This is a genomic window from Mycobacterium palustre, from assembly GCF_002101785.1.
Classification (GTDB): Bacteria; Actinomycetota; Actinomycetes; order Mycobacteriales; family Mycobacteriaceae; genus Mycobacterium; species Mycobacterium palustre.
Genome location: NZ_LQPJ01000024.1, coordinates 23754 through 48376, shown reverse-complemented (window position 1 = coordinate 48376; position 24623 = coordinate 23754). Strand labels below are relative to the sequence as shown.

General features: G+C 69.5%; 22 protein-coding genes and 1 pseudogene. 14 read left to right on the top strand and 9 right to left on the bottom strand.

Going from position 1 to position 24623, the window contains the following annotated elements:
• The first annotated feature begins 134 nt into the window (after positions 1–134).
• Positions 135–1391, top strand: coding sequence for a cytochrome P450 (locus AWC19_RS02605; RefSeq protein WP_085076541.1), 1257 nt, complete (start codon positions 135–137; stop codon positions 1389–1391).
• A gap of 53 nt (positions 1392–1444) precedes the next feature.
• On the opposite strand, the gene AWC19_RS02600 is transcribed toward AWC19_RS02605, so the two are convergent.
• Positions 1445–1636, bottom strand: a complete 192-nt coding sequence (locus tag AWC19_RS02600) for a ferredoxin (protein ID WP_085076540.1) — start codon at positions 1634–1636, stop codon at positions 1445–1447.
• A 19-nt stretch (positions 1637–1655) separates the two neighbouring features.
• On the bottom strand, positions 1656–4040 hold the full coding sequence (locus tag AWC19_RS02595; RefSeq protein WP_372508545.1) for a CaiB/BaiF CoA-transferase family protein: 2385 nt from the start codon (positions 4038–4040) through the stop codon (positions 1656–1658).
• A 95-nt stretch (positions 4041–4135) separates the two neighbouring features.
• Between AWC19_RS02595 and AWC19_RS02590 the strand changes: the two genes are divergently transcribed.
• Together AWC19_RS02590 and AWC19_RS02585 are read left to right on the top strand one after the other, a co-directional pair.
• Complete coding sequence (locus AWC19_RS02590) at positions 4136–4957, top strand: FadR/GntR family transcriptional regulator (RefSeq protein WP_085076593.1); 822 nt, start codon at positions 4136–4138, stop codon at positions 4955–4957.
• A 31-nt stretch (positions 4958–4988) separates the two neighbouring features.
• Positions 4989–5708: an SDR family oxidoreductase gene (locus AWC19_RS02585; RefSeq protein ID WP_085076539.1), complete on the top strand. Its 720-nt coding sequence runs from the start codon at positions 4989–4991 to the stop codon at positions 5706–5708.
• Here AWC19_RS02585 and AWC19_RS02580 read toward each other — a convergent pair.
• Positions 5671–6540: an LLM class flavin-dependent oxidoreductase gene (locus tag AWC19_RS02580; RefSeq protein ID WP_085076538.1), complete on the bottom strand. Its 870-nt coding sequence runs from the start codon at positions 6538–6540 to the stop codon at positions 5671–5673. The two genes, AWC19_RS02585 and AWC19_RS02580, sit on opposite strands and share 38 nt — an antisense overlap.
• 70 nt (positions 6541–6610) lie before the next feature.
• On the opposite strand from AWC19_RS02580, the gene AWC19_RS02575 reads away from it, so the two are divergent.
• The 6 genes and pseudogenes from AWC19_RS02575 to AWC19_RS02555 all read left to right on the top strand — a co-directional run bounded on the left by AWC19_RS02575 (position 6611) and on the right by AWC19_RS02555 (position 12366).
• A complete protein-coding gene (locus tag AWC19_RS02575; RefSeq protein ID WP_085076537.1) occupies positions 6611–7678 on the top strand; it encodes an acyl-CoA dehydrogenase family protein in 1068 nt (355 codons plus the stop codon).
• A pseudogene (locus AWC19_RS31505) lies at positions 7675–8310 on the top strand (acyl-CoA dehydrogenase family protein); the annotation flags it as partial. The gene AWC19_RS02575 and the pseudogene AWC19_RS31505, both read left to right, overlap by 4 nt.
• Positions 8305–8784 carry an acyl-CoA dehydrogenase family protein gene (locus AWC19_RS31500; RefSeq protein ID WP_425436867.1) on the top strand — a complete coding sequence of 160 codons (480 nt, stop codon included), beginning with the start codon at positions 8305–8307 and terminating at the stop codon, positions 8782–8784. The pseudogene AWC19_RS31505 and the gene AWC19_RS31500, both read left to right, overlap by 6 nt.
• A complete protein-coding gene (locus tag AWC19_RS02565; RefSeq protein ID WP_211284825.1) occupies positions 8781–9938 on the top strand; it encodes an acyl-CoA dehydrogenase family protein in 1158 nt (385 codons plus the stop codon). The genes AWC19_RS31500 and AWC19_RS02565 overlap by 4 nt, the downstream gene beginning before the upstream one ends.
• The gene (locus AWC19_RS02560) at positions 9935–10870 is read left to right on the top strand and encodes an acyl-CoA dehydrogenase family protein (RefSeq protein ID WP_085076534.1); all 936 of its coding nucleotides are present in this window, start codon (positions 9935–9937) and stop codon (positions 10868–10870) included. Before AWC19_RS02565 ends, AWC19_RS02560 begins: the two co-directional genes overlap by 4 nt.
• A complete protein-coding gene (locus AWC19_RS02555; RefSeq protein WP_085076533.1) occupies positions 10867–12366 on the top strand; it encodes a class I adenylate-forming enzyme family protein in 1500 nt (499 codons plus the stop codon). Before AWC19_RS02560 ends, AWC19_RS02555 begins: the two co-directional genes overlap by 4 nt.
• Here the strand turns inward: AWC19_RS02555 and AWC19_RS02550 are convergent.
• From AWC19_RS02550 to AWC19_RS02540, 3 genes are read right to left on the bottom strand one after another with little or no spacing between them, the layout of a single operon-like run.
• The gene (locus tag AWC19_RS02550; RefSeq protein WP_085076532.1) at positions 12363–13580 is read right to left on the bottom strand and encodes an NAD(P)/FAD-dependent oxidoreductase; all 1218 of its coding nucleotides are present in this window, start codon (positions 13578–13580) and stop codon (positions 12363–12365) included. The genes AWC19_RS02555 and AWC19_RS02550 overlap by 4 nt on opposite strands.
• 4 nt (positions 13581–13584) lie before the next feature.
• Complete coding sequence (locus AWC19_RS02545) at positions 13585–13761, bottom strand: ferredoxin (protein WP_245848657.1); 177 nt, start codon at positions 13759–13761, stop codon at positions 13585–13587.
• Between the two features lie 8 nt (positions 13762–13769).
• Complete coding sequence (locus AWC19_RS02540; protein WP_085076530.1) at positions 13770–14735, bottom strand: metal-dependent hydrolase; 966 nt, start codon at positions 14733–14735, stop codon at positions 13770–13772.
• Positions 14736–14970: 235 nt separating this feature from the next.
• Between AWC19_RS02540 and AWC19_RS02535 the strand changes: the two genes are divergently transcribed.
• The 3 genes from AWC19_RS02535 (at position 14971) to AWC19_RS02525 (ending at position 19523) form a co-directional block, all read left to right on the top strand.
• Complete coding sequence (locus AWC19_RS02535; RefSeq protein WP_085076529.1) at positions 14971–15996, top strand: hotdog fold thioesterase; 1026 nt, start codon at positions 14971–14973, stop codon at positions 15994–15996.
• Between the two features lie 77 nt (positions 15997–16073).
• Positions 16074–17279, top strand: a complete 1206-nt coding sequence (locus AWC19_RS02530; RefSeq protein WP_085076528.1) for an amidohydrolase family protein — start codon at positions 16074–16076, stop codon at positions 17277–17279.
• 279 nt (positions 17280–17558) lie between these two features.
• Positions 17559–19523, top strand: a complete 1965-nt coding sequence (locus AWC19_RS02525; protein ID WP_085076527.1) for a SpoIIE family protein phosphatase — start codon at positions 17559–17561, stop codon at positions 19521–19523.
• Here the strand turns inward: AWC19_RS02525 and AWC19_RS02520 are convergent.
• Positions 19520–20767, bottom strand: coding sequence for an acyl-CoA dehydrogenase family protein (locus tag AWC19_RS02520; RefSeq protein WP_085076526.1), 1248 nt, complete (start codon positions 20765–20767; stop codon positions 19520–19522). The two genes, AWC19_RS02525 and AWC19_RS02520, sit on opposite strands and share 4 nt — an antisense overlap.
• Positions 20764–21915 carry an acyl-CoA dehydrogenase family protein gene (locus AWC19_RS02515; RefSeq protein WP_085076525.1) on the bottom strand — a complete coding sequence of 384 codons (1152 nt, stop codon included), beginning with the start codon at positions 21913–21915 and terminating at the stop codon, positions 20764–20766. The genes AWC19_RS02520 and AWC19_RS02515 overlap by 4 nt, the downstream gene beginning before the upstream one ends.
• A gap of 153 nt (positions 21916–22068) precedes the next feature.
• On the opposite strand from AWC19_RS02515, the gene AWC19_RS02510 reads away from it, so the two are divergent.
• Together AWC19_RS02510 and AWC19_RS02505 are read left to right on the top strand one after the other, a co-directional pair.
• The gene (locus AWC19_RS02510; protein ID WP_085076524.1) at positions 22069–22884 is read left to right on the top strand and encodes a hypothetical protein; all 816 of its coding nucleotides are present in this window, start codon (positions 22069–22071) and stop codon (positions 22882–22884) included.
• Positions 22881–23555 carry a hypothetical protein gene (locus AWC19_RS02505; protein WP_372508633.1) on the top strand — a complete coding sequence of 225 codons (675 nt, stop codon included), beginning with the start codon at positions 22881–22883 and terminating at the stop codon, positions 23553–23555. The genes AWC19_RS02510 and AWC19_RS02505 overlap by 4 nt, the downstream gene beginning before the upstream one ends.
• A gap of 12 nt (positions 23556–23567) precedes the next feature.
• On the opposite strand, the gene AWC19_RS02500 is transcribed toward AWC19_RS02505, so the two are convergent.
• Positions 23568–24527, bottom strand: a complete 960-nt coding sequence (locus AWC19_RS02500; RefSeq protein ID WP_085076523.1) for an alpha/beta hydrolase — start codon at positions 24525–24527, stop codon at positions 23568–23570.
• Between the last annotated feature and the right edge of the window lie 96 nt (positions 24528–24623).

Below are 24623 nucleotides of genomic sequence, written 5' to 3'. Positions count from 1 at the left end.
CTCCATATCCCGCCTGGACCACAGCGACTGGGCCGCCCCCGGTTCCCGCGGTTTTGACGACGCGTCTATTTTTACTATTTTAGGCATAGAACGTCAACGCGGAGCCAGGCGGGTCGGACGGAGCGGGGTTGAAGATGACGGCTGCGGCAGTGGATCTTTCCGATTTTGCCGTGTGGCGCAATGGATTTCCCGACGAGCTGTTCGCCGAGTTGCGCCGGACCCGCCCGCTTTTCCGCCACGAGCTCACCCCCGGCGTCGCTCGGCTCTTTTCCGGGACCGTCCAGCGGGAGTTCTGGATCGCGACCAAGCACCGGCACGCGGTCAGGCTGCACCGCGATACCGACGCGTTCACGGCCGTCGACGGCCCGCTCATCCAGCCGGTCGGCATGTTCGCGTCGTACCCGACGATCATCAACATGGACCCCCCGGAGCTGAACAAGCGCCGCAAGCTCATCTCGAGCGCGTTCAATCCGAGGGCGATCGCCAAGCTGGAGGACGGCATCCGGGCGCGTGCCGCGCGGATGATCGACGGCCTGCTGTCAGCGGGCGGCGGCGACTGGATCGCCGACGTCGCCGACGCCCTCCCGATGACGGTCATCGGCGACATCATCGGCATCCCGGAATCCGACCGGCCACGGATCTTCGACTCCCTGGACGCCATCCTGAAGGCCAACGCGCCGGGGGCGCGGCCGAGGTGGCAGGACTACACCGAGCTCTACGCAACGATTTTCGGGTACGCGATGGAGCTGACCGCCCAGAAGCGGCGCAACCCGACCGACGACATCTGGAGCACGCTGGCGACCGCCGTGATCACCGGCGAGGACGGCGAGCGGTTCAGCCTGCCCGCCAACGAACTCGAGTTCTTCTTCTTCGTGCTGACGTTCGCCGGCAGCGACACCACCAAGAACGCGCTGGCCGTCGGGGTGCGGGCGTTCGTCGAAAACCCCGAGCAGCTCGAGCGCTATCGGGCCGAGGAGGCGGTGCGGGCCGGCGCGGTCGAGGAGGTGTTGCGCTGGGCCACACCGGTCGCGTATTGGACGCGCACCACCAAGGTCGACGTCGAGATGGATGGCGAGCGCATCCCGGCGGGCCAGCGGGTGGTGTCGACGCTGCGCTCGGCCAACCGCGACGAGGAGGTGTTCACCGCGCCATTCACCTTCGACATCGGGCGCCACCCGAATCCCCACGTGGCGTTCGGCGGCGGCGGGCCGCACCACTGCCTGGGCGCCATGCTCGCGCGCGCCGAACTGCGCGCGGTGTTCGACGAACTGCTGTTGCGCTGCGACGACATCGAACTCGGTCCGCCCAAGGTGGCTCACCCGAACCTGACCACCAACATGTCGATCTACGACGAGATGGCGATCTCGCTCACCGAACGGCGAGGGGCCTGACCGCGCCGCTCTCTACTCGTGCCGTCCCGGCGCTCACCGAACGGCGGGACCGATCACTCGTGTAGCCGCAGCGCCGCCTTGGGACATTGGTCCACCGCGGCGCGCACGTCGATCTCCAGCCGCGGCGGCACGGGGCCGTCGGCGATCTGCACGACGTCGGCCTCGCCGAGTTCGAACACATCCGGTGCAAGCGATTCGCAGAAGCCGTTGGCCTCGCACAGGTCCTCGTCGACCGTCACGCGCATCAGCTGCCCTCCACTTCTCTTACAGGCCCTTGGGCCGGGTCCCGATCACCCCGGCGGCGGCGAGGGACGTCAGTTCCTCGTCGGTCACCCCGCAGCGATCCCTCAGTATTTCCTCATTGTGCTCGCCCAGCCTGGGCGGCGGGCGCAGCAGCCATCGATCCTGGCCCGCGAGCTTCGCGAACGGCGGGCACGGATAGAGCGCCGCGCCGGAGCTGGGATGCTGCAGGGTCTCGAAGAAGCCGCGGTCTCGGAGTTGCCTGTTGTCGGTGACCAGCGACGGCGACACCACGGGCGCGGCGGGAATGCCGCTGGCGGCCAATCGCTCCACGGCCGCATCGAGCGCCTGTCCGGCGAACCACTCGGCCAGGTGGCGATCGATGTCGTCGGCTCGGTCCCGCCGCCCGGCCACGGTGGCCAGGCTCTCGTCACACCAGGCCGGCCCGCCCATCAGGTCGACCAGGGCGCGCCACTGTTCGTCGTCGCGCACCGTGACCGCGATCCAGTCGTCCTCCCCGGCGCAGCGATACAGGTTCTGGGTCGAGTCGGGGTGACCGCGGTTGCCTCGCCGGCCCAGCGTCCGTCCAAAGACCTCGGACTCGATCGACTGGATCGCGGTGGCGTTGAGGACCGTTTCGAGCATCGGCAGCTCGACGAGCTGGCCTTTGCCGGTGCGTTCGGCGAACTGTAGCGCGGCCAGCACGGCGAACGCGGCGTGCACGCCGGCCAGCGGATCGCAGGGCCCGCGGGGCACCACCGGCGGAGCCTCCGGCAGCCCGGTCACCCAGGCCAGGCCGGCGATCTGTTCCATCGTGGGGGCGAACCCGACCCGATCGCGCCACGGACCGTCCAGCCCGAAGGCCGGCATCCGTGCCACGACGAGCTTCGGGTTGGCCCGCAGCAGGACGTCGGCGGTGAGACCGAACTGGTCCATCACCCGCGGGGAGAAGTTTTCGATCACGACGTCGGCGCCGGCCGCGAGGCCCAGAAACAGGCGCCGCCCCTCGTCGGAGCCCAAATCCAGTGTGACGGAACGCTTGTTGGTGTTCATCGCCTGGAACACCCAGCCGTACTCCCACCAGTCGTCGACGTCGGTGCGCATCGCCCCCGAGTACCGGATTCCGTCGGGCCGCTGGATCGACTCCACCTTGATCACGTCGGCGCCGAACGCGGCCAACAGATGGGTGGCGGCGGGCCCGGCCCAAAACGCCGTCAGGTCGACGATGCGCAACCCGTCCAGCGGCGCCCGTGGCGATGCCGGTTCGCGCTCGACTTCGTTTCTGCGCCAAGGTGATTCGTGGTCGGCGTCGCCCAACGCGGGGGTGCGGCCCGGCGGGGCGGGCGCGCACGCGGACATCAGCCACGGCGGGCGGGGTTGGTGAAAGCCGGCGGGGTTGCCGACGAACACCCCACGCTCGGTGGCGTACTCCATCCCCCGGATCGTGGAACCGTTGCCCAGCGCGGCGATCGGCAGCCGGAACAGCTGCCCCAGCTCGACGATCTCGGCGACGGTCCGTTCGGCCAGCCACGGGCGGATCTGGTCGCGGATCAGGTCGCGGTATTCCCAACGGCCGATCTGGAAACGCAGCTGCTCGATCTCCTCTAGCTGCGGGCACTCCACCATCGCGCAGAAGTCCAGCCATTGTTGCCCCGTGACCATGGTGATCCCGACGTAGCCGTCCTTGGCCGGCTCGATGGAGGGCACTTCGAGGGTGCGGCGGACCGGCGGGACGCGCAGCAGCGCCGAGTGCAGCCATTCGCTGCTCTGCATGGCGGTCATCGCCTCGAGCATCGACAGGTCGAGGTGCTCGCCGGGGCCGCCGCGCTCGACGCGGCGGCGCACCGCCAGCGCCCCAAACGCCGCATACACCCCGCCCATGTACTCCCCCAGGTCGCCGCCGATCGAGATCGGCGGCCCCGACGGGTCGCCGCGAAAGCCGGGCGAGCCCGCCCATGCCTGCAGGGTGAACTCGCTGGCGGCGCGCTCGGCGTACGGCCCGGTCCAGCCGAAGTCGGAGATCGTGACCAGCACCGCCCGCGGCGACTCCGCCAGCAGCCGTTGCGGGTCGACGCCGAGCCGCGCGGCCCGCGCCCGACCGGCGGTGACGATGATCACGTCGGCGCCGGCCAGTTCGGCCTCGAGGCGTCCCGAACCCTCGGCCACGGTGAGGCTGCGCTTCCCGGCGTTGAGGTAGCTGAAGAACGGCGACGTGGCGCCGTCGGGCACCGGTGCGCAGGTGGCCGAGTAGCGGCGCAGCCAATCCCCTTGGGGAGGCTCGATTTTGCGCACCTGCGCCCCGGCGTCGACCAGCAACTTGCCGCAATAGCTGCCGGCGATCCGGTCACTGATCTCGACGACACGCAGGTCTCGCAGCGGTGTCGGCCGGGTGTCGGATCCGCGGCTCACCCGGCTATTTATACCATTACTGCTAAAATAGCTAAGCCAGTCGAGCACGCGGTCACGTCCACGCGCGCTCTCCCGTTGTGTTTCACGAGGATTGGATGACCGCCCTGGGAATTGGCCACGACGCCCGCCGCCGGCTGTCGGCGCCGAGGATCGCCGAAATCGTAGCCGACGAGCTGCGCCGCCAGATCATCGACGGCGAGCTCGCCGACGGTGACCTCCTGCCGCGTCAGGAGGTGCTCGTCGAACAGTTCAACGTCAGCCTGGTCTCACTGCGGGAGGCGCTGCGGATCTTGGAAACCGAGGGGCTGGTCTCGGTCCGGCGGGGCAACCGCGGCGGCGCCGTCGTGCACGCGCCCGCGAAGACCAGCGCGGCCTACATGCTCGGCCTGTTGCTGCAGAGCGAGTCGGTGGCCGTCGCCGACCTGGGCATGGCGTTACAGGAACTCGAACCCGCCTGCGCCGCGCTGGCCGCCCAGCGCCCCGACCGCGCCGACACCCTGGTTCCCGAGCTCAAGCGGGTCAACGATACGATGGCCGAAAACCTCGAGGACGGCCGGCGGTTCACCGAAATCGGCCGCGAATTCCACGATCTGATCGTCCGGGGCTGCGGAAACCACACCATCATCGCGGTGGTCGGCAGCCTGGAGACGCTGTGGACCAGCCACGAGCGCCAGTGGGCAGACGAGAGCGCCGCGCGCGGCACCTACCCCTCGCTGGCCAAGCGGCGCGCGGTCCTCGCGACGCACATCAAGCTGGCCGAAACCATCGCCGAGGGTGACGTCGACCGCGCTCGCCGCATCGCGGGCCGCCACCTCGCCGACACCCAGACCTACGTGCTGATGGGCAACCCCGATCAACGTATCCATGCGCTGTCGCCACAGGCGCTGGCCCGCCCGCGCGACGCCCGGCGCCCTTGATTCCAATAGGAATTCGATGCCTTCGACATCGATGCGGACCGCATTAGTCACCGGCGGCAGCGGCGGCATCGGGAAAGGATGCGGGCGCAAGCTGAGCGAGCTGGGCTACGACGTGGTGCTGACGGCGCGCCGCGAGGGTCCGCTGCGGGCGGCCGCCGAGGAGATCGGCGCGCGCCATATCGTGGCCGACGCCTCCGATCCCGACGGATTCCCCGCCGCCATAAGCGGTTTGGAGACGATTGATCTCGTCGTGCACGCGGCCGGCGCCCTGGGCGGAACCTACGCCCGCAAGCAGACCTTCGACCAGTGGCGAACCATCATGTCGGCCAACCTGGATTCGTGCTTCGTGCTGACCGCCGCCGCGTTGCCGCGGATGCGGGCGGGCTCACGGTTCGTGTTCATCTCGTCGTCGGCGGCGCACGAGCCGATGCCCGCGCGCACCGCGTACTCGGCGTCGAAGGCCGGCATGAACGCATTCGCCCGCGCCCTGGCGCTCGAGGTCGACCGCGACGGCATCAGCGTGCACATCGTCACGCCGGGCCCGGTGGAAACCGAGATGCTCCAAGACGTTCCCTTCGAGATGTACGCGATCCAGGTTTCCGACGTCGCCGATGCCGTCGCCTGGTTGGACACCGTCGACTCGTCGGTCGACCTGCCGGAAATCCGGCTCGGCGCCGTGCAGCGCGGCCCCTTCGCGCGGCCGCCCGTCGTGCCTACCGAGGCCCGTCGGAGGCGCCAGGGAACGCCGTGATCACCGATTCGCCGAACTCCTGCAGGGAGTCCGGCACGGCGAAATCAGCGAACCACACGTAGAACCGCTCGACGCCCCGGTCCGCCAGGCCGGCGAAGTGCCGCACCAACTCGTCGGCGGCCCCGCAGACCAGACCGGACCCCAGGTTGCCGAACCGCCGGGTACTCACCTCGCGCACGGCGTCCGGATCGGCGCCCGAGCGGACGAAGCCCACCATCTGCTGGACCGACACCCGGGCGCGCCCCGCGGCCGGGGCGAGCTTGGGCAACCTGTCGAGATGGTTGGCCTGCAGGTTCCACCAATCCGCATGCCTGCGAACGAGTTCCATCATCCGCGGCCCGCTGCCGCCCAGGACCAGCGGTATCGGATGGGACCGGCGCGGCGACTGCGGGGCCGCCCCGCCCTCGTCGTCCCCCCAGTACTGCCTGATCAGGTCGAGGTGGCGGCCGAGTCGCTCGACCCTGGCCACCGCATCCCGCTCGCCGACCTCGAAGCGGGCCAACTCCGCCGGCCAGGATCCCGCGCCGAGGCCCAGCTCGAACCTGCCGCCCGACGCCTCCGACAGCGTGACGGCTTGCTTGGCGAGCACGGCCGGGTGCCGAAAGGCGTCGCACAAAACGAGGTGGCCGATCCGCAGCCGCTCGGTCTTGGCCGCCACCCAGGTCGCGATCCCCATTGCCTCCCAAATGCTTTCGTCGGGCAGGCCGGGCGCCTCGAGGTGATCGATGAACGCCATGCCGTCGAAACCGCTGGCCTCGGCGCGGCGGGCCCGCTCGGCGATGTCCGCGGCCGACAGCCGCACCTGCGGGAGGAACAGATACCACTCGACCATGCGACCACCTGGGCTCGTGCCGATTGCAACGGGTCCGCTAGTTTACTATTTTTATTATGTTAGGGGTCTTATGGACATCGGTCTGAGCGCGGAACAGCTGTCGCTGCGCGACACCGTGCGCTCCATCCTGCGCGCCGAATGCCCGCCCGATGCCGCGCGCCAGGCGATCACCGACCCCGAGCGCTGGCGCACCCTGTGGAAGACGGTCGTCGACCTCGGCTGGACCGAGCTCGCGGCCCCCGACACCGAGTATGGGCCGGTCGACTCAGTCGTCGTCCTCGAGGAGTGCGGCGCGGCCCTCGCGCCGATCCCGTTGCTCAGCAGCGTCGGTCTGGCCGCCGGCGCCCTGCGCGCCGCCGGTCTCGACTCGGTGCTCGGCGACATCGCCGGCGGCGTCGTCGCCACCCTGGCGGTCCACTCGAAGGGATCTCGGCTACCCGGCGCACCGATGACGCTGCGTCGGGGGCGCCTGCGCGGGCGGGCGGTCGCCGTCCCGAACCTGCCCCGCGCGGAGCTGATCGTCACGCTGGCGGGGTCCGACGACGGCGTGGTCGCGGCGGTCGCCCGCTGCGATGCCGCCGGTGGGGTGACCGTCCTGGCGGGCGAGTCCACCGACCCCGCGCAGCCCGTCGCCGACGTCGAGATCGACGCCGAACCGCTGGCCACCGCGCCGGTCGACCTGGAATCGGCGCTGGCGGCGCCGATGCTGGCCGCGGCGGCCGACCTGGTCGGCGTGGCGGCCGCGGCCCTGCACCGCTCGGTCGAGCATGCGAAGACGCGCCGCCAGTTCGGCGCCCCGATCGGCGCGTTCCAGGGCGTCAAGCACGCGCTGGCCGACAACCACGTCGCCGTGGAGCGGGCCCGCAGCCTCACCTACGCCGCGGCGGCGCGCCTGACCGAACCCGGTGCCGAACCCGCGGCCGCCTGGACGGCGGCGGCCCTGGCCAAGGCGGCGGCGGGCGACGCGGCGGCCACCTGCGCGCGCACCGCGGTGCAGGTGCACGGCGCCCTGGGGCAGACCTGGGAGCACGACGCCCACCTCTATGTCCGGCGCGCCTGGCAGGGCGCCGCGACGCTGGGCGACAGCCGCGCGCTCTACCACGAGGTGGGCCGCCGCTTCGCGGGGGCCGCGCGATGACCGCCGGCGTCAGCGCGGCGGTCGAGGAATTCGGCGCCTGGCTCAGCGACTTCCTGCCCGCGGACTACTACGAGAACTACCGCGAGTACCGCTGGGACCTCGCGCTGCGGCGCGATTATCAGCGGGCGGCGTTCGAGGGCGGCTGGATACAGCCCACCTGGCCGCGCGAGCACGGCGGCCGGTCGCTGGGGTTGCGCGACGCGATGGAGGTCCGGCTCGAGGCGGCGATGCGGTCCGCGCCCAAGCTGCCCAACATCGCCGGCCCCAACGTCGCCGCACCCGGCATCCGTCAGTTCGGCACGCCGGCCCAGATCAAGCGGCTGCTGGTCCCGCTGCTGCGCGGCGACGAATGGTGGGCCCTGGGCATGTCGGAGCCGGAGGCGGGTTCCGACTTCGCCGGACTGCGCACGCGCGCCGAGCGTGACAAAGACGTGTTCCGGGTGAACGGCCACAAGATCTGGACCACTCAGGCCCACGAATCTCGGTGGTGCACGCTTTATGTCCGCACCGATCCGGCCGCACCGAAACACCGCGGCATTTCCTGCCTGATCCTCGACCTGCGGTCGCCCGGCGTGCGGGTCGAACCCATCCGCATGGCGTCGATCTCCGACGAAACGTTCTGCGAGGTGTTCCTCGACGACGTCGAGGTGCCCGCGGAGAACCTGCTCGGGCCGCTCAACGGCGGCTGGAACGTCGCCCTGGCCTCGCTGCACCACGAACGCCAGATGATCTGGATCATGAACTGGGTCGAGATCAAGCGCGGACTCGACGCGGTCCGCGGCGCGCTGCCGACCGACGACATCTGCGCCGAGCTCGGCTGTTTGCTCGCCGACGCCGAGGCGCTGCGGGCCACCGGGTATCGCGCCCTGAACAACGAGCTCGCCGGCCGACCCAGCCCGGAGGGCGACATTCTCAAGCTGCTGGGATCGGTTACGCTGCAACGGGTTTGGGAACTAGCCGCAGTCGCGAAGGGACAGGGCTCGGTCAGCGATCCCGACCTGCTCTTCGAACGCCAGGACGCGCTCGCCGCGACCATCTACGGCGGAACGTCGGAAGTCCAGCGCAACATCGTCGCCGAGCGCCTGCTCGGGCTGCCGAAGGGATGACGAGGATGGATTACGACCTCGGCGAGGACGCCGGACAGCTACGAACGCATCTGCGCGAGTTGATATCCCACCACATTCCGCCCGACTTCCTCGGCGCCTGCACCGACGACCCGCGCGACCTGGCCACCACCGAGACGTTCTGCAAGCTATTGGCCGCCGAGGGGCTGCTGGCGCTGGCGTGGCCCAAAGAGCATGGCGGCGGCGGCGGCTCGATCTGGCAGCAGACCGTGCTGCGCGAGGAGATGTGGGCCCAGCACGAGCCCCGCGGCCCGCAGTACATGGGGATCAACTGGGTGGGCCCGGCCCTGATGCGCTACGGCACGGAAGAGCAGAAGGCCAAGCACCTGGCGGCCATCGCGTCGGGGGACGTGATCTGGTGCCAAGGGTTTTCCGAGCCCGAAGCCGGCACCGACCTCGCCTCGCTGCGCACCCGCGCCGTCCCCGACGGGGACGGCTGGCGCATCACCGGCCAGAAGGTGTGGACGTCGTATGCGCTGATGGCGTCGTGGTGCGTGCTGGCCGCCTGCACCCATCCCGACGCGCCAAAGTCGCAGCGGCTCACCCTGTTTCTGCTTCCGATGGACCGGCCGGGCTTCACCGTCCGCCCGATCGGGTCGATGCTGGGGCCCCATCACCTCAACGAGATGTTCCTCGACGACGTGCCGGCCTATCCCGGCGACGTCCTCGGCGAGCCCGGCGACGGGTGGCGGGTCATGCGCGAGGCGTTGGCGTTCGAGCGGGTCGGCATCGCGCGCTACGCCCGGTGCGAATCGCTGCTGGACCGGATGCGCACTCAGCTCGGCGACGACTGGGATCAGCTGCCCGAGACCATCCGCGCCCGGTGGGTCAAGGCGCTCGCCGACCTGCGCGTGGCCCGGCTGCTGGCGTACCGGGCCATCTCGCTGCAGGACGACCCGTCGGCCGGGGCGGCGGCCAGCGCCGCCCGCATCGCCACCACCACCTGCGACCAACAGGTCGCCGAGCTGCTCTTCGACGTGCTGGGTCCCGCCGCGCTGGACAGCGGCGTGTCGGCGCCCCTGCACGGCGCGATCGAAGACCATTGGCGTTACGCGCAGGCGGCCACCGTCGCATCGGGCACCATCGAGGTGCAGCGCATGCTGGTGGCCCGCGACGTCCTGGGAGGGCACCGGTGAAAACCGAACTGCCACAAGACATCAGCGACTTCGCGGCGGTCGCCGCCAAACGGTTCGCCCGGCTGGGCGGCCCGCCGGCGGCGCTGCGCGCCGAGACCGACGACGGCGTCCGGGACGCGGCGCGCACCGCCCTGACCGACGTCGGTGCGTTCGAGCTGGACGTCCGATCGGCGCCCGACGACCTGCTGGCCGCGGCGGTGCTGTGCCGGGCCGCCGGCGCGGCGGCGCTGCCCTACCCCGTCGTCGAGGAGATGCTGGCCGTCGACGGCGCCCGGCTGGCCCTCGTCAATCCGGGGGCACCGCGCATCGACCACGGCGACCTGGCCGGCGAGTGGGTCGCCGCCGACCTCGACGGCAACCGGTATCGAGCGCTGCCGGCCGCGCGAACCGGGGCCAAGCTGGGGCCGTTTTTGGTGCCGGCCACGTTGAGCCCACCCGAGGGAACCGTCCCGGCCGCCGACGTCAACCTTCATCTCATGCTCGGATCATGGCGGATTCTGGGAGCGATGCAGCAGTCGTTGCACATCGTCACCGAGCACGTGCGCGCCCGGGTCCAGTTCGGCAAGCCGCTGGCCGACTTCCAGGCCGTCCGGTTTGCCGTCGCGGACGCCTCGGTGGCGGTGCGCGGGCTGTACGAGCTCGCGAAGTACACCATCTGCCGGCCGGAATCGCTACCCGGCCAAGTGCGTTCGGCCGACGCGCTCGTGCTGCGGTACAAGGCGGCCGACACGGCGCGGCAGGTGCTGCGCACCTCCCATCAGCTGCTGGGCGCCCTGGGATTTTGCGACGAGTCCGACATCAGCGTGCTCGACCGGCACACGCAGCCGCTGATCCGGTTGCCGCTGGGCGCCGAGGCGCTCGCGCTGCGGCTGATCCCCGACGTCCGCGACGGCCACTTGGAGACGCTGTTTTCCGGGCCGGTCCCGGCATGAGCAGCCAGCCGGTCGTATCGGGGGTGGCGACCAATCCGCTCGAGGACGGAATCCCGTTCGGGATCAAGCTGAAGGAACTGGCCGAACAACGGCGCGACCAGCCGGCCGCGACCATCGTCGCGCTGGACGGCACCGCGGAATCGCTGACCTTCGGCGAGCTCGACGCCCGCGCCAACCGGTGGGGGCGGGCGCTGGCCGCCAGCGGCGCCGAGACGGGTTCGCTTGTGGCGCTTGCCATCCCGAATTCGCGGCACCTGGTGCTCGCGGCGCTGGGGTGCTGGAAGATCGGCGCGGTTCCCGTTCCCATGCACTGGGACCTGCCCGAGTGGGAGCGCAACCGGGTGCGCGAGGTGATCGACCCGGCCGTGGTCGTCGACGAGACGACCCGCTGGAAATTGGAGGCCCGCGCCGACGCCGAGCCGGAAACCCCGCTCCCGGCCGCGGTCTCCCCCAACGTCAACGGCATCTGCAGCAGCGGGTCGACCGGCGTGCCCAAGGTGATCCTCAGCCTGGCGCCCTCGTTGTGGACGGCGCAGCACGGTGAGCCGTTTTTGGCGAACTGGACGCCGGTGGCCCAGCCGCAGACGATCATGGTGCCCGCGCCGATGTATCACACCAACGGCTTTGCCACCTTCTTCTTCCTGCTGGCCGGCGACCACCTGGTGATACTCGAAAAGTTCGACGCCGCATTGGTTTTGGACGTGATCGAACGGTTCCGGATCACGAACTTCACCGCCACGCCCACGATGCTGTCGCGCATCGCGGCCCGCCCCGACGTCCGGCAGCGAGACCTGTCCAGCATCGTGTTCATCCTGCAGGGCGCCGCGGTGATGCCGCCGTCGCTGATGCACACCTGGTTCGAGCTGCTCGGCCCGGAGCGGATCGTGACCGCCTACGGCATGACGGAAAACCTCGGACTCACCGCGCTGCGTGGCGACGAGTGGCTGGCCCACCCCGGCAGCGTCGGCCGCGGCTTCCGCGACACCGAGATCCGGATCTTAGACGCCGGCGGGACGGCTCTGGGCCCCGGCGAGCACGGCGAAATCTACCTGCGCGCACCGATGAGCGCGGGATCGAAATATTTGGGCGGCGCGCCGCCGCTGCCGTCGACCGAGGACGGCTTTCGTTCCGCCGGCGACATCGGATACCTCGACGAGGACGGCTACCTCTACATCGTGGACCGCCGCGTCGACATGATCATCACCGGCGGCGCCAACGTCTTCCCGGCCGAGGTCGAGTCGGCGCTCGCGGGCCACCCGGGCATCGCCGACGTGGTGGTCATCGGGCTCTCCGACCCGCAGTGGGGCCGCCGCGTACACGCCGTCGTCGAGCCCGCCGGCGGCGCGACGCTGACCGAGGAGCAGGTGATCGAGTACGCCAAGACCCGGCTCGCGCCTTACAAGGCGCCCAAGACGGTCGAGTTCGTCGACGCCATCCCCCGCACCGCGGCCACCAAGGTCAACCGGTCGGCGATGATCGCGGCCCGCGGCGGCTAACCCGGCGGCGCCGGCGGAAACGCGGCGCGCGCCCCGATGGCGTCGCGATAGGCATCCACCCGGCCCGGAATCGTGCTCAGCGCCGCGATCGTGCGACCGCCGCGCCCGTAGGCCGCGACGAACTCCCAGCCGTCGGGGTCGCCTTCGACCACTTCCACCGCGTCGTAATCCGTTGGCACACCGAGCATTTGCACCTTCACGTCGTACTGGTCGGACCAGAAGTAGGGGATGTCGTCGTGGGGCTCCGCGTTGCCACGGCCGGCCAACAGGGTCCGGGCGGCCGCCGCCCCCTGACCTCCGGCGTCCTCCCAGTGCTCGGTGCGCAGGTGGCGCTCGTAGAGCGGGTGCCACCAGCGCGCCACGTCCCCGGCGGCCACGACCGGGGCGTCCGCGACGCCTCCCTCGGCGGCGCCGCTGGCATCGCAGAGCACCCCGTCGTCCACACGAAGTCCCGAGCCCTCGAGCCAGTCGGTGGCCGGAGTCACGCCCAGCCCGACGACGACGAGATCCGCGGGGACCCGCGAACCGTCGCTGAGGCGAACCGCCTCCACCCGGCCACCGGAGCCGACGAAACCGTCGACTCCCACGCCCAGGCGCAGGTCGACCCCGTATCCGCGGTGCAGGTCCGCCCAGCGCGGCGCGAGCTCCTTGCCCAGCGCCGCCAGCAGCGGGCAGGCCGCCTTCTCGATCAGCACCACGTCCAGGCCCAGCAACCGGCAACTCGCGGCCACCTCCGAGCCGATGAACCCACCGCCGACCACGGCGACCCGGGGCCGGGCGGCCAATCGCTGCCGGATGGCCAGGCAGTCCTCCACGGTGCGCAGCATGAGCACCCCGTCCGGCACCGGCCCGCCGGGCCATGGGCGTGGGGCCGCGCCGCTGGCGATCACCAGGCCGTCGAACCGCAAGGCCAGGTCCTGGCCCTCGTCGCGCACATGCACGACCCGCGCGGACATGTCCAGCTTGATCGCCGACGCCTCACGCAGAACCCGCGCCTCGACGTCGAATTGCGGCGCCAGGTCGACGCCCGCCCGGTGCACCTCGCCGGTGAGCAATTTTTTCGACAGCGGCGGGCGATGGTAGGGGGCGTGCCGCTCGGCACCCACGATGGTCAGGGCGCCGTCGTAGCCCTCCCGGCGCAGGGTCTCGGCCGCGCGCGTGCCCGCCACGCCGGCGCCCACGACGACAACGTCTTTGAGCTGAGGACTCGACATGGGCTCAGTCCTCCACCTTGATGGCCCGGGTCGGGCAGGACACCTCGGCGCCGATCAACTGCTGGCGCAACTCCTCTCGCGGCTCGGCCTGCAGCACGTGCAGCCCGTCTTCTCGGACGTCGAACACCTCGTGGCAGATGCTCATGCAAACGCCGTTGCCGTCGCAGGTGTCAAGATCCACCGAAACCTTCATCGGACATCAGCCCTTTCCACCGCTACGCCGAAAACGCCTCGGGAGCCGTCAGATCCGCCCGACTTGCCCTGCGGGTGCGCCCGCTCTTTCGCGGCCTTGGCCGCCGGCGAGTAGTTCAGGTAATCGACGGCCATCTGGGTGTTCGCCTCGTCGTTGGGGTGGTGGCTGGGCCGCATGTACCGGACGGGGGTCGTCACCAGAAGCTTCCACGGGCCGGGGAGCCGGTACTCACGGGCGGCCCACAGCCAGTCCCGAAAGCGCCACTTGCGGTCGATGGTCGGGTCCTGCGCCATCAGGTACCGCGCCCCCGCGATCCACCAGCCGACGAACAGCGGCGCGGTGAACAACATCGACGCCGCCCTGATCAGGTAGCTCCCGCAGACGTGCTGGTAGACGTCGAACACCAGCGAGCGGTGCTCGACCTCCTCGGCGCCGTGCCAGCGCAGCAGGTCCAGCATCATCGGGTCGGTGCGCGCGTAGTCGAGGCCGCGGTTGGACAGCACCCACTGGCCCAGCATCGCCGTGAAATGTTCGAGCGCGGCCACGTCGGCCAGCCGCCGGTACAGCCACCACCTCTTCACCGCGGGCGGGAAGAACCGGGGCGGGTCACCCAGGGTGACCGACAACGTCTTGCCCAGCCGGTCGGTATAGGGCTTGGTGTCGATCCCCTGCTCGGCCAGGTGGTCGAGCACCACCTGGTGCGCCCAGGCGTGCCAGGACTCCTGCTGGATGAAGGGCTTGATCGCCGCCTCCAACTCGGGGTCGTCGACCAGCGACGACGCCTCGAGGACGGCCTTGATGAAGTGCCGCTCCCCTTCGGGCAGCAGCAGGTGCAGGACGTTCATCATGTGCGTCGAGAACGGGTCGCCGGGCACCCAGTGCAGCGGCGTGCCGGACCAGTCGAACCGGACCATCCTGCGATATTTCGGATGTCCCTCGTGATGAAGTTGGACTTCGGGCATCGAAAGCTCCCTCCCGCCGGCGGGCTGCGCCCCGTCGGTTCTTCTTTGCTCCTGTGCGATGAACCAATCGATCCGCGGGGCGCAACCCGGTCGCGCCGCGGCGTACAACTGTTCACCCGGCGCGTACCCAGACACCCGCGCGGTTATGCGTACCGGCGGTTGCGTGTTCCTGAGAATCCACTTGACGCTGCGTCCTGCCGCTTTGCCGGCAACGACGCGCGGTAACCTCATTCTCATGGCCGACGCCAGCGAGGAAGCCGAAGTGACGCGCGCCGAGCGCTTCATCAAGACCGCCGTTGCGATACTCGGCGAAACCGGGCGAACCGACTTCACCGTGCAGGAGGTCGTCGCGCGCTCGAAGACCTCGCTGCGGGCCTTCTACCAACATTTCAGCAGCAAGGACGAACTGCTGCTCGCGCTGTTCGACCGCACCATCGCGCAGTCGGTCCGGGCCTGGCGCGCCGAAACCACCGGGCTGGACAGCACCGCGGCCCTCAAGCTGCTGATCGACCGGCTCAGCCAGCAACCCGAAACAAGCACCCAGGACAGCCTCAACCGGGCGCTGGGCCTCTACAACCAGTACCTGGCCGAGACCCGGCCCCGCGAGTACGCGCGCGTGCTCTCCCCGATGCACCAACTGATCCGCGACATCGTCGGGCAGGGCATCACCGAGGGCGTCTTCAATCCCGGCCTGGACGTCGGGCCGGCCGCCGCGATCGTCATGCAAACGATCGTGGGCGCGCAGCGATTGCGCTGGCTCGGCACCGAACTGAACGGCGCGCCGATCGACGCCGGCCAGCTGTACGACTTCTGCTGCCGCGCCCTGGGCATCCGGGACACCGCCGACGAGTCGACCCAGCCCTCCCTGGCCGAGCTGTTCGCCCAGATCGGCATGCGGCCGGGGACCCACCACGGCGAGTTCGCGATGACGATGCCGGTCAGCCCGCACGTGGTCAACACCTCCGGCGCGCTGCAGGGCGGCTTGATCGCCACGCTGGTGGACGTGGCGGGCGGACAATTCGGCCTCGAGTATCTGCGGCCGGGCACCACGATGACGACCGCCGACCTGTTCATCCGGTACCTGCGGCCGATCCGGCAGGGCTCGGCGCTGGCGGTGCCACGGATGCTGCGGTCCGGCCGGCGCGCGATGGTCATGCAGGTCGACATTTACGGCGACGGCGAAGAACTGGCCGCGACGGCGACGGTGAATTTCGCGGTCATCAACGGAACGACACCGACGATCCCGCGGGTAGATCCGTAGCCAGTACACCTCGCACGACATAAGTGGTAACGTCATTACCGCATATCGAGAACCCGAACTTCCGCTAGGAGATCGCCATGCCGTCTCGCGAGCTTCCCTTCCCCGTCTTCGACGCCGACAATCACATGTACGAGCCGCAGGAGGCGCTGACCAAGTTCCTGCCGGACAACCGCAAGCACGTCATCGACTACGTGCAGGTGCGCGGCCGCACCAAGATCGTGGTGCGCGGGCGCATCAGCGAATACATCCCGAACCCGACGTTCGAGGTGGTGGCCCGGCCGGGCGCCCAGGAGGAGTACTTCCGCCACGGCGCGCAGGGCAAGAGCTACCGCGAGATCCTCGGCGAGCCGATGAAGGCCATCCCCGCCTTCCGCGAACCCGGCGCCCGGCTCGAGGTCATGGACGAGCTCGGCATCGATTACGCGCTGATGTTTCCGACGCTGGCCAGCCTGGTCGAGGAGCGCATGAAGGACGACCCGGAGATGACCCACGACGTCATCCACGCCCTCAACCAGTGGATGTACGAGCAGTGGTCGTTCAACTACTCCGACCGCATCTTCGCCACCCCGGTGATCACCCTGCCGATCGTCGAGCGCGCGCTCGAAGAACTCCAGTGGTGCCTGGAGCGCGGTGCCCGCACGGTGCTGGTCCGCCCGGCGCCGGTGCCCGGTTACCGCGGCAGCCGGTCGTTCGGCTTCGAGGAATTCGACCCGTTCTGGCAGGCCTGCATCAAGGCCCAGATCCCCGTCTCGATGCACGCCTCGGACAGCGGTTACTCCGAGTTCGCCAACGTGTGGGAGCCTGGCGACGAGTTCCTGCCGTTCAAGCCGACCGCCTTCCGCAGCTTCGCGATGGGCCATCGGCCGATCCTGGACGCGATGGGCGCGCTGGTCTGCCACGGCGCGCTGTCCCGCAACCCCGAGCTGCGGATCCTGTCGATCGAAAACGGCGCGGACTGGGTGCCCGACCTTTTCAAGGGCCTCAAGGGCGTCTACAAGAAAATGCCGCAGTCGTTCAGCGAGGACCCGGTCGAGGCGTTCAAGCGTTGCGTGTACATCACCCCGTTCTGGGAGGACCGGTTCAGCGACATCGTCAAGATGGTCGGCACCGACCGGGTGCTGTTCGGCTCCGACTGGCCGCATCCCGAAGGGCTGAAGGACCCGATCTCCTTCGTCGACGAGCTCACCGATTTCGAGCAGGAAGACGTCGCAAAGATCATGGGCGGCAACCTGATGAAGCTGATGAAGGTGTCCGAACCCTCGAAGAAACCGGTCTCGGCCTGACTATCCTCCTTCGATAGCCGTTCAGCCGCGAGGCAATTCACCAGCCAGGCCGGCGCGGCGGCCCGCGGGCCGGCAACCCTCGCGGGCTTGGCCGGACCGCCCGGAGCGCCAAGCGGCGATCGCGCGTTCGGTCCGGTCTCGAACCGGTAACGGTCGTTAGCGAATCGATGCGTTCACAACGTGGCGCCGGTTGCTAATCTGGTGGCGGTGCGTGGGCGCGCCATGCATTTTGGCCGGTTATGTGACTCCATAATTGGTTTCCGCAGGAGGTACGGCCGGATGGTCGCCGAAAACGACTGGGACAAAACCGTTGGTGCGGCCGACGTCGTCCGCCGCACCTTCGAAAACGTTCCCGCGATGCTGGTTGGTCTGCAGGGCCCCGATCATCGCTTCGTCGCCGTCAACGCCGCCTACCGCCGTTTCAATCCGACGGGCAACCCGATCGGAAAGCTTGCCCGCGAGGTCTTTCCCGAGCTAGAGGGCCAGCTGATTCTTCAGATGTTCGACCGGGTTTATGCGACCGGCGAACCCCATTCCGGAAGCGAGTGGCGGCTGCAGGCAGATTACGACGGGTCGGGCGTCGAGGAACGCTTCTTCGACTTCGTCGTCACCCCGCGCCGCGGAGACGACGGGTCGGTCGAGGGCGTGCAGATCCTCTTCGACGACGTCACCGAGCGGGTGCGGGGCCGGATGGCCGCCGAAGCGCGCACGGAGGAGCTTTCGACGCGATACCGCGAAGTGCGCGATTCGGCGATCGTCATGCAGCAGGCGCTGCTCGCCCGGTCCGTGCCCGTCGTGCCGGGCGCCGACATCGCCGCGGAATACCTGGTCGCGGCGCAGGACACGGCGGCCGGCGGCGACTGGTTCGACGCGATCGCCCTGGGGGATCGCCTGGTCCTCATCGTCGGCGACGTGGTCGGTCACGGCGTCGAAGCCGCGGCGGTGATGTCGCAGCTGCGCACCATCTTGCGGATGCAGATCTCGGCGGGCCACACCATCGGCGAAGCGCTCGAGGCGCTCGACCGGTTCCACGAGCACGTTCCGGGTTCGAAGTCGGCCACGGTGTGCATCGGCTCGCTCGACTTCAGCACCGGCGAGTTCCGCTACTGCACGGCCGGGCACCCACCGCCGCTGCTGGTGAGTGCCGGCGCCAACGCACGGTACGCCGAACCGTCCGGCGCGGGTCCGCTCGGCAGCGGCACCGGGTTTCCGGTGCGCACCGAGGTGCTCGAGGTGGGTGACTGCGTGCTGCTCTATTCCGACGGACTGGTCGAACGCCCCGGCCGCCCGATGGCCGCCCGCACCGCGGAATTCGCCGAGTTGGCCGCGAACATCGCGGCCGGCAGCGGCGGGTTCGTGATCGACGCCCCGAGCCGGCCGATCGACCGCCTCTGTTCGGAGACGCTGGAGTTGCTGCTCCGGTCGGGCGGCTGCCAGGACGACGTCACATTGCTTGCGGCGCAACGTCGTACGCCTCCGCCACCGCTGCGCATCACCTTGGACGCGACGGTTCAGGCGGCCCGCACGGTGCGCGCCCGGCTGCGCGAGTGGCTCGCCGACATCGGCGCCGACGCCGACGACATCTGCGACGTCGTGCACGCCATCTCCGAGTACGTCGAAAACGCGGTCGAGCACGGGTATGCGGCGGAGGTCACCGACGGGGTGACGGTCGAGGCCACGCTGACCGGTGACGGCAGCCTGCACGCCTCGGTGATCGACCACGGACGGTGGAAGGACTACCGCGACGGAGAACGCGGCCGGGGCCGCGGCCTTGCGATGGCCGAGGCGCTGGTGTCCGAGGCGCAGGTCACCCATGACGCGGGCGGGACGACCGCCACCCTCACCCATCGCCTGTCGCGACCGGCAAACTTCGTCACCGGTACGGTCATCGGCCGGTCGACCCGGCCGCGGCCCGTCGACGCCGAATTCGTCTGCATGGTCGGCGACGACGGGCGCATCCTGGTCAGCGGCGACGTCGACGCCACCACGGCGTCCACCCTGGACCGCCAGATCGCCATCGAAAGCCGTTCGGGCATAGCACCGTTGACGATCGACCTGACCGGCGTCACCTATCTCGGATCGGCGGGCGTCAGCGCGCTGGCCGCCGCACGGGACCGGGCCCGCAGGCAGGGCGGCAAGTGCGTGCTGATAGCGCCGCCCGGCACCGCGGCGCATCACGTCTTGTCTTTGGCCCAGATGCCCTGCAACAGCGGCGACACCGCGAACGTTTTGGCCGAGGACTAGGCCGAGGGCCCGCGCCCCCGCCCGTGGCGCACCTGGTTGAACGGCACACCGCGGTCGGCGGCGTGCTCGCGGGGAAAGCCCAGCACCCGCTCGCCGATGACGTTGCGGGCCATCTCCGTGGTGCCGCCGCCGATGGCGACGGTCTGCCGGGACAGGTAGCGCAGGCCCGCCTCGAGGCCCTCGCCGATTTCGCCCACCACACCGGCGCTTCCGGCGATTGCCAGCGCCGTATCCATGTCCAGGGTCACGGTCTCCGAATGGAAAAGCCTGATCAGCGTTCCCGCGGCCGGCGGCAGCGTGCCATCGCGGACATTGCGATACACGTGGTCGATCAGCTGCTCGGCCACCGCGCGCTGCACCAGCACCCGGCCGGCCATGTCGCGCACACGCTCGTTGTCGGCCTGGCCGGTCTTCTCCGCAAGTGCAACGTAGTCAACGGGATTCGAGCGGCCGCCCTCGCTGCCACTGCCGCTGGCGAACTCCGAGCCCTGACCCACCGCCCGACGCTCGTGATACAGCTGCCGCGAGGCCACCGCCCAGCCGCCGTTGACCTCGCCGACGACCGCGTCGTCGCCGACGTCCACCTCGTCTAGAAACTCCTCGCAGAACTCGGTGGAGCCGCTCAGCATGGTGATGCGCCGCAAGGTGATTCCCGGATGAGTGATGGGAACCAGAAACATGGTCAGGCCCTCGTGCTTGGGCACATCCCAGTCGGTCCGCGCCAGGCACAGCCCGTAGTCGGCGGCGAAGGCGCTGGTGCTCCAGGTTTTGGCGCCGTTGAGCACCCAGCGGTCGCCGCGGCGTTCCGCGCGGGTGATGACGCCGGCCAGGTCCGATCCACCGCTGGGTTCGGACAGCAGCTGCACCAGCACTTCGTCGCCGCGCAGGGCGGCGGCGATGTGCTGCCTCTTCTGCTCCTCGCTACCGGTGTCGAGCAGCGTGGCGCAGCAGATCGTGAACGTCGGGGTGTTGAGAATCAACGGCATTTCGTAGCCGAAAGATTCGGCGTCGAACGCCTTCTGATACGAGTAGTCCAGACCCAGGCCGCCGTACTCGCGCGGGAAGCAGATGCCGGCGAATCCCCCTTCGTAGAGCCGCTTTTGCAGCTCTCGGGCCCTCTTCCAGGACCGCTCGTCGTCGCGTGGGGCGGCGGGCGGCGATTCGGGGTCGATGGCGGGCATGTTGTCCGCCAGCCACGCCCGGGCCCGGTCGGCGAACTCCGTGACGGATTCGGTGGGCGTCATCCGGCGTTGGCCATCGAGCGGGCCGCTTTCTCCGCCTCGTACACCTTGAGGTTGTGCTCCTCGGGCGTGCCAAACATCGAGCGGTACAACGTAACTCGTCTCAGGTAAAGGTGCAGGTCGTGCTCCCAGGTGACACCGATGCCGCCGTGCATTTGGACGCAGTCCTGGACGATGCGCCCGGCCATCTCGCCGACGTAGGACTTGGCGATGCTGGCCGACAGCCCGGCTCGCGGGGCGCGGGCAGCGACATCGGCGACCGCCGCCGCCGTGGTGGCGCGGCACGCTTCCAGCCACAGTTTCATATCGGCGAACTTGTGTTTGAGCGCCTGGTAGGAGGCCAGCGGGCGGCCAAAGGTGTGCCGGTCCAGCGCCCAGGCGGTGGTGAAGTCGAACACCGTCTGCAGAATGCCGACCACCTCGGCGCACTGCAGCACCTGGGCGATCTGGCTCTGCCGGTCGATCAGGCCGGGCGTCTCGGCGGCGGTGCCGACGGCCGCCGAGCGGCCCACGACGACGCCGTCGAACCGCACGCGGGCAAACTGCTTGACCAGGTCCACCGACTGCTGGGGTGCGATGTCGACGCCCGGCGCGTCCGTCGGGACCAGAAACTGACCGATCCCGTCGCCACAGCGAGCCACCACCAGCAACACCGCACTCTGCGCGCCCGCCTCGACCCGGTCCTTGGTGCCGTCGATGCGGAAGCCGGCCTCGGTTTCGGTGGCGGTCACCGACGCGTCCAGCGGCGCCCACCCCCGGCCCGGTTCCGAAACCGCCCACGACGCAACCGTTTCACCGGAGACCAGCGCCTCGATCGTGTCGGCGTGCGATTGCGAGTCCGCGCAGTCGACCAGGGCCGAAAGCACGACACTGACCGGATACAGCGGTCCGGGCGCTACCGTCTTGCCAAGCTGTTCGGCGACCATCGCCAGGTCTTCGACCCCGCTGCCGGAGACACTGCCGCCACCCATGTCCTCGGGAACCAGCAGCGCCGTCCACCCCAGTTCCGCCGCGCGCTGCCACCAGGCCGGATCGAACGACAACCCTTCGGCGTGCAATTCGCGGACACGGCGCAGCGACGCTTCTTTTTGCAGAAAGGCCTGGGTGGTCGAAGCGAATAGTATCTTTTCGGGAGAGTCGACAGCGGTCATGATGCCGGAAGGTTCCTTAGAGGTAGGGGTGGGTGATCATCCGCCTGGTCGGTTCTCGTCGGGGTTCGCTGGGGATTTCGATGTTAGCAATGGGCAATACGGTAAGAGATACCGGAGTTCAGTCGATAATGACGGTGACGAGCGGTAAACGCGATGGCTGACACCGACGAACCGCGCGAGGGTTCGCTCGGGTCGGATGCCGACACGAGGGCTCTGCTCGAAGAGGTCGAGGCCGAGGCCGCCGCGGCCGAAGCGGCGGCCGCCGCGGCCCGGGCGCGCGCCCGCGCCGCGCGGTTGCGGCGGGAAGCGCTGGGCCTGCCCGACCCCGCCGAGGTGCTGGGTCACGACGAGTATGACGAGGACGGCGACGAAGAGTACGACGAGACCGACGACGAGGATTACGACGAGGACTACGAGCACGAGGATTACGAGGAGTATTACTACTCCGAGGCCGGCGAGCCGACCGAGCCGCCGGCCTGGCGACGCCGGTTGCCCGCCCTTGCCGCGGTCGGCGCGTTCGTTCTGAGCTGCGCCTTCATCGGCGTCAGCGTCTACATGACGCTCCAGCACCGCGACAACACCCAGCACCGGCAGCGGGAGGCTGCGTTCGTCGCCGGGGCCAAGCAGGACGTCACCTACATGATCTCGCTGGACTTCAACAAGGCCAACCAAGACGTCCAGCGGGTGATCGACAATTCCACCGGTCAGTTCAAAGATGACTTTCAGCGCCAGGCCAAGGACCTCATTTCGGTGGTCACGCAGTCCAAGGCGGTGACCGAGGGACGGGTGAACGCGGCCGCGCTCGAGTCCGTCCACGGGAACTCGGCGGTGGTCCTGGTCTCGGCGACCTCGCAAATCACCAATTCGCCGCCCGGCAAGGACGAACCGCCCCGGATGTGGCGGCTCAGGGTGACCATTGACGACGTCGGGAGCAAGTACAAGATGTCGAAAGTTGAGTACGTGCCGTGACCGACGATGTGCGCGACACCACCGACGTAGCGGGCGAGAACAATTCTGGCGCAACCGCATACACCGAAGTCGACGACCCGATGCCCGATGAGGCCGCGGGCGACGAGGCACTCGACGAGGCAGAGGCGCCCGACTACGCCGACGCCGACTCCGCCCGCGAGCGCCGGCGCCGCCGCCTGCCGCCCCGGGTGCGCAAGGCCATCTTCGCGATCCTGGCCGTGCTCCTGCTGACCTCCGGCGCGGTGGCCACCTGGCTGTACTTCAAGCAGTACCGACCCGATCAACAGACCGACGCCAGTGTTTCCACCGCGGTGGTCGGCGCCGCCACCGACGGAACGGTGGCGCTGCTGTCGTATTCGGCCGATTCGCTCGACAGGGACTTCGCCGCGGCCCGAACGCACCTGGGGGGCGAATTCTTGTCCTATTTCGACCAATTCAGCCAGCACACCGTGGCCCCGATGGCCAGGCAGAAGTCGATGAAAACCACGGCCAAGGTGTCGGGCGCGGCGGTCTCGGAATTACATCCCGACTCGGCCGTCGTTCTGGTCTTCGTCGATCAGGTCACCACGACCAAGGACAGCCCCCAACCGTCCGTCGCCGTCAACAGCGTGTTGGTGCACCTGTCCCGGATCACCGGCAGCTGGAAAATCACCAAGTTCACGCCGGTATAGCCACACCGGCCGCTACATGGCGAACACACGGCGCAGCGACTGCGCGTGCAGCGCCCGATTTTCTTGGGACACAATCCAATCGGGGACCGACGAATCGAAGCCGTTGAAAGTTGCTGCGATGACGTGCAATTCGGTGTGCACGTAGGCATGCAGCAGCCGGTTGGCATAGTCGATGGCTTCGTCGCGGCACGGGTCGATCTCCGAGCAGCTGATGAACGTAGGCGGTAGGCCCTCCAGGTTCGCGCGGTGCGCGGGGACGAGCTGACCGCTGGCGGTCGCGTGGCCAAGGTAGTGACCCCACGCCCGGCTCACCGCGGGACCGTTGAGGCCCGGCGTGCGCTGAAACTCGCGCCGCGACGGCGTGGCGTCGGAATCGAGCATCGGCTGGTGCAGCACCTGCATCAGGATCGGCGGGCCCTCCTGGTCGAACATGCGCTGGCTCAGCCCCGCGACCAGCGCCGCGCCGGCGTCGCGGCCCATCACCGCGATGCGGCTGGAGTCGGCGTCCAGCTCGGCGGCATGGGCGACGACGTAGCGGAACGCCGCCTCCACGTCGGCCGGCGCCGCCGGGCAGGGATGTTCCGGGGCGAGCCGGTAGTCGACCGACACCAGCAGACAGCCGGCGGAGCGCGCCAGCTCCACGCACTGCGCGTGATCGGTGTCCAGGTTGCCCGTGACGAAGGCACCGCCGTGCGCATACACCACCAGCGGCGCCGGCGACCCGGTGCGGCCGCGATACAGGCGTAGACGCAGCCGGTCGCCGTCGGGGCCGGCTATCGAAACCGATTCGACCGCGACGCCGTCGGTGTCGACGACCGCGGCGCGCTGGGCGGCCAGCCAGTTCGCGCGCTCCCGCTCGGCGGGCAGGGTCTCGGCACGGAATTCGACGACGCCCAGCCCCGTCGCGGCCTCGCGCAGCACCGGGTCGATGCGGTTGAGGCCCTGCGGCCGAACCAAATTCGTTTGTGTCATTACCTCTCCAGGGCCTCTCCAGGTGGGCCGCGCGGTCAGCCGCCCGCGTCACTGTTCTCCGGGGAGGGCCTCGACGGTCGATGGTAAACCGTACAG

Excerpts from the sequence above, each read along its gene's own strand:
- AWC19_RS02605 (WP_085076541.1), top strand. The coding sequence starts at position 135 with ATGACGGCTGCGGCAGTGGATCTTTCCGATTTTGCCGTGTGGCGCAAT.
- AWC19_RS02600 (WP_085076540.1), bottom strand. The coding sequence starts at position 1,636 with ATGCGCGTGACGGTCGACGAGGACCTGTGCGAGGCCAACGGCTTCTGC.
- AWC19_RS02590 (WP_085076593.1), top strand. The coding sequence starts at position 4,136 with ATGACCGCCCTGGGAATTGGCCACGACGCCCGCCGCCGGCTGTCGGCG.
- AWC19_RS02585 (WP_085076539.1), top strand. The coding sequence starts at position 4,989 with ATGCGGACCGCATTAGTCACCGGCGGCAGCGGCGGCATCGGGAAAGGA.
- AWC19_RS02580 (WP_085076538.1), bottom strand. The coding sequence starts at position 6,540 with ATGGTCGAGTGGTATCTGTTCCTCCCGCAGGTGCGGCTGTCGGCCGCG.
- AWC19_RS02575 (WP_085076537.1), top strand. The coding sequence starts at position 6,611 with ATGGACATCGGTCTGAGCGCGGAACAGCTGTCGCTGCGCGACACCGTG.
- AWC19_RS02565 (WP_211284825.1), top strand. The coding sequence starts at position 8,781 with ATGACGAGGATGGATTACGACCTCGGCGAGGACGCCGGACAGCTACGA.
- AWC19_RS02555 (WP_085076533.1), top strand. The coding sequence starts at position 10,867 with ATGAGCAGCCAGCCGGTCGTATCGGGGGTGGCGACCAATCCGCTCGAG.
- AWC19_RS02550 (WP_085076532.1), bottom strand. The coding sequence starts at position 13,580 with ATGTCGAGTCCTCAGCTCAAAGACGTTGTCGTCGTGGGCGCCGGCGTG.
- AWC19_RS02540 (WP_085076530.1), bottom strand. The coding sequence starts at position 14,735 with ATGCCCGAAGTCCAACTTCATCACGAGGGACATCCGAAATATCGCAGG.
- AWC19_RS02535 (WP_085076529.1), top strand. The coding sequence starts at position 14,971 with ATGGCCGACGCCAGCGAGGAAGCCGAAGTGACGCGCGCCGAGCGCTTC.
- AWC19_RS02530 (WP_085076528.1), top strand. The coding sequence starts at position 16,074 with ATGCCGTCTCGCGAGCTTCCCTTCCCCGTCTTCGACGCCGACAATCAC.
- AWC19_RS02525 (WP_085076527.1), top strand. The coding sequence starts at position 17,559 with ATGGTCGCCGAAAACGACTGGGACAAAACCGTTGGTGCGGCCGACGTC.
- AWC19_RS02520 (WP_085076526.1), bottom strand. The coding sequence starts at position 20,767 with ATGACGCCCACCGAATCCGTCACGGAGTTCGCCGACCGGGCCCGGGCG.
- AWC19_RS02515 (WP_085076525.1), bottom strand. The coding sequence starts at position 21,915 with ATGACCGCTGTCGACTCTCCCGAAAAGATACTATTCGCTTCGACCACC.
- AWC19_RS02510 (WP_085076524.1), top strand. The coding sequence starts at position 22,069 with ATGGCTGACACCGACGAACCGCGCGAGGGTTCGCTCGGGTCGGATGCC.
- AWC19_RS02500 (WP_085076523.1), bottom strand. The coding sequence starts at position 24,527 with ATGACACAAACGAATTTGGTTCGGCCGCAGGGCCTCAACCGCATCGAC.